Raw genomic sequence first — 3,635 nt, forward strand, 5'->3', positions numbered from 1 at the left:
GCTGTATTTTTAATGTGTTAACTGAGGATGTCTACTTTTTGAACAGTGCCTCGGCGGCCGACAGCGAACCGTGCTTCTTGACGAGCTGATCGCGGATTCGCGCAATTTCACCTTCAAGCGCAGTGATTCGTTCCTCGAGCTCCTCGATTCCGAGCAGGCTCAAATCCTCCCTGGCGAGCGCCGCCAGTGCCTCGTCGCGCCGCTTGCGCGGCTCCAGATCGTCCCGGTCCATGACACTCGGCCTCCTCTCATCGCCGCCGGTTGCCAGTTTGGGGACACCGGGCTAGACCTGCAAGCCGATCCGCCAAGCTTGAGGAGCGCGCCCCTTGCCGAACCTGCCCGAGACCATGACGGCCATCGCGATCCGCGAACCGGGCGGCCCGGACGTGCTGGAAACGCGCCGGATTGCGCGGCCCGACCCCGGGCACGGCGAAATCCTGATCAAGGTCGCGGCCGCCGGCGTCAACCGGCCGGACACGATCCAGCGTATGGGGCTCTATCCGCCGCCGCCCGGCGCGCCGGAAACGCCGGGGCTCGAGGTCGCCGGCGAGGTTGTCGCGACGGGCCCTGGCGTTACCCTATGGAAGACGGGCGAGAAGGTTTGCGCGCTGGTGGGCGGCGGCGGTTACGCCGAATACTGCCTCGCGCATGAAAGCCATGCCTTGCCTGTGCCGCAGGGACTTTCGATGACGGAAGCAGCGGCGCTGCCGGAAACCTTTTTCACGGTCTGGACCAACGTCTTCGAGCGCGGCGCGCTGAAGGCGGGAGAGACTTTCCTCGTTCACGGCGGCTCGAGCGGCATCGGCACGACGGCGATCCAGCTCGCGGCCCTTTTTGGCGCCACCGTGATCGCGACGGCGGGCTCGGCAGAAAAATGCGCGGCCTGCCTGAAGCTTGGCGCCGATGCGGCGATCGACTACCGGACGCAGGATTTTGTCGCCGAAACGAAACGGCTGACCGACGGCCGGGGCGCCGATGTGATCCTCGACATGGTGGGCGGCGACTATATTCCGCGCAACATCCAGGCGGCGGCGACGGACGGGCGGATCGTCTCGATTGCCTTTCTCAACGGCTCGACGGCCGAAGTGAATTTCCTGCCCGTGATGCTGAAGCGGCTGACGCTGACGGGCTCGACGCTCCGTCCCCGGAGCATCGAGGAGAAGGCGGCGCTCGCTCAGGCGCTGAAGGAAAAGGTCTGGCCGCTGATCGAGGCAGGCCGCATAAAACCCTTGATCGACACGGTTTTCCCGCTGGCGGACGCCGCGAAAGCCCATGCGCTTATGGAAAAAAGCAGCCATATCGGCAAGATAATCCTCGCCGTTTGAGCCATTTTGCGCGCGGCCTCATTCGCGCCCGGAATGGACACAGTCTCTCCACCAAATCGCCATAAGCCGCGGCGATAGTCGCCCTGTCGACGGCATCGTACGCCGCGCACTGCGGCGACGCGATGCCGCGTCCGGTCGAAAAGACCTGCATTCCCATGACATTAAGGAAAACACCGATGAAAAACCTCAGACGATTCATTCTTGCGGCGGTCTTCGCCGTGGCAACGTCGGTTTCCCTCGGCGCATTCCAGGGTGCCCATGCGGCGACAGCCGAGGACCTGAACAAGGAAGCCCAACACGCGCTCGACAAGCTCCTCGAGAGCAACCCGGTCGCCAAGGAGATTGCCGGAGAGGCCGAAGCCGTCCTCATCTTTCCGAATATCGTGAAGGCCGGCCTCGTTTTCGGCGGCGCTTACGGCGAAGGCCTGTTGCAGCAGGACGGCGAGGTGAAGAATTACTACAACTCCGTCACCGGCTCCTGGGGCCTGCAGGCGGGCGCCCAGTCCTACGGCTATGTGGTTTTCCTGATGAACAACAAGGCCGTCGACTATCTGACGGAGAGCCGCGGCTGGGAAATCGGCGTCGGCCCGACGGTCGTCGTCGTCGACGAAGGTATCGCCAAGAACCTTTCGAGCTCGACGCTGAAGGACGACGCCTATGCCTTCATCTTCGATCAGAAAGGCCTGATGGCCGGGATCAACATCGAAGGCACCAAGATCACACAGATCCGCCGCTGATCCACCCCGACACAGGAAAAAGGCCGGAATCCTTGAGATTCCGGCCTTTTTCGCGTCTCTTCACAATTCGCGGCGGCAGCATCATTCCGCTTTCAATGAACCCTCTTTCGCCCTATATAACGGCCATATTCAATCTTCGATGGAAACGAAAAGCGGTTTATCCGGCTCACTGCCGGGTGGATCAGAGGAACCGACATGATTCAGCCCCTAATGCCCAAGGCCACCGCCGTCTGGCTGGTCGAAAACACCTCGCTGACCTTCGATCAGGTGGCCGATTTCTGCGGCCTGCATGTGCTCGAGGTGAAGGGCATCGCCGATGGCGACGTCGCGCAGGGCATCAAGGGCATGGACCCCATCGTCTCGGGCCAGCTGACGCGCGCCGAAATCGAGCGCTGCCAGAAGGACCCGGACGAGCGCCTGCAAACCGCTGAAAGCAAATACAAATTGCCGCCGCTGCCCGCGCGCAAGGGACCACGCTACACGCCCGTCTCGCGCCGCCAGGACCGCCCGGACGCAATCGCCTGGCTGTTGCGCAACCACCCCGAACTGACCGACGCGCAGGTCGCCAAGCTCGTCGGCACGACCAAGCCGACGATCCAGAGCGTGCGCGACCGCAGCCACTGGAACGCGCCGAACATCAAGCCGGTCGATCCCGTAACCCTCAGTCTCTGCTCGCAAATCGAGCTCGACGCGGCGGTCAACAAGGCCGCCCGCAAGGCCGAGCGCGAACGCAAGAAGGCCAACAAGGCGGCCGGCATTTCCGAAACCCTGCTGCCGGCGAGCGAAACCGCGCCGGCGCCCGCCGCGCCGCTGCACGCCACCATCGCCGCGCCGGAAAAGAAGCCGGAAGACGAGGAGCGCAAGCGCCACGATATCGACAGCGTTTTCGGCAGCCTCAAGGACGTGAAAATCGACAGCGACGACGAGGCGTAACCCCCTCTCTGTCACGAAACTGTCATAAAACTGTCACAAACGGATGGAATTTTCATCCGTCTACGGATGATGACGTTTTTTCGAGAAAACTTATCCCCGTTTTTGCGCGACCCCCGCCGGACGATGGCGGGGTTTTCGTTTTTGCAAAGCACGTTTTGCAGGGCGAGGATAAGTCGCGGGCGGCGTCACGTGCTGCAAAAGCGGGGATAAGGGGAGTTATCCCCGGAGTTTCGACACATGCAATGTCGTCCCGGGTGATCGGTTCAGCGCAAGGCGGGAAGAACAAGGTGGACCGAGGTGCCCTTGCCCCATTCGCTCTCAATCCGAACATCGCCGCCGGATTGAACCATGAAACCCTGGACCATCGAAAGTCCAAGCCCCGTCCCCTCGCCGAGCGGCTTGGTGGTGAAAAAGGGCTCGAAAACCCGCGCCGCGGCGTCGTCCGCGATGCCGGTGCCGTTGTCTTCGACGCTGACCCGGACGTAGTGGCCGCCGGGCAGGCCGGCATAGAGGCCCCGCTCCCGGGCTCCAAGGCGCAGATTTGTCGTGACGATCTGCACATCGCCGCCCGCCGGCATCGCGTCGCGTGCATTGGCAACAAGATTGAACAGGGCCGTCTGGAATTTTCGCGAATCGAGCT

The 3,635-nt window shown here is 62.7% G+C and carries 5 protein-coding genes; 3 read left to right on the forward strand and 2 right to left on the reverse strand.

Annotated features, from left to right (window positions below; all coding sequences use genetic code 11):
• Window positions 1–31: 31 nt before the first annotated feature.
• The gene (locus WEB61_RS09025) at window positions 32–232 is read right to left on the reverse strand and encodes a DUF1192 domain-containing protein (RefSeq protein ID WP_368064009.1); all 201 of its coding nucleotides are present in this window, start codon (window positions 230–232) and stop codon (window positions 32–34) included.
• Window positions 233–326: 94 nt separating this feature from the next.
• Here WEB61_RS09025 and WEB61_RS09030 point away from each other — a divergent pair, with 94 nt between their 5' ends.
• The 3 genes from WEB61_RS09030 (at window position 327) to WEB61_RS09040 (ending at window position 2,995) form a co-directional block, all read left to right on the forward strand.
• The gene (locus WEB61_RS09030) at window positions 327–1,325 is read left to right on the forward strand and encodes an NAD(P)H-quinone oxidoreductase (protein ID WP_368064010.1); all 999 of its coding nucleotides are present in this window, start codon (window positions 327–329) and stop codon (window positions 1,323–1,325) included.
• A gap of 176 nt (window positions 1,326–1,501) precedes the next feature.
• Window positions 1,502–2,062, forward strand: a complete 561-nt coding sequence (locus WEB61_RS09035; protein WP_368064011.1) for a YSC84-related protein — start codon at window positions 1,502–1,504, stop codon at window positions 2,060–2,062.
• Between the two features lie 195 nt (window positions 2,063–2,257).
• Window positions 2,258–2,995 (forward strand): DUF1013 domain-containing protein, encoded by a 738-nt coding sequence (locus WEB61_RS09040; RefSeq protein WP_368064012.1) that lies wholly within the window; start codon window positions 2,258–2,260, stop codon window positions 2,993–2,995.
• Window positions 2,996–3,258: 263 nt separating this feature from the next.
• Here the strand turns inward: WEB61_RS09040 and WEB61_RS09045 are convergent.
• Window positions 3,259–3,635, reverse strand: a 377-nt coding sequence (locus WEB61_RS09045; protein WP_368064013.1) for an ATP-binding protein, incomplete at its 5' end; no start/stop codon positions are given.

Origin of the sequence: Parvibaculum sp., from assembly GCF_040882025.1 — a bacterium.
GTDB lineage: Bacteria > Pseudomonadota > Alphaproteobacteria > Parvibaculales > Parvibaculaceae > Parvibaculum.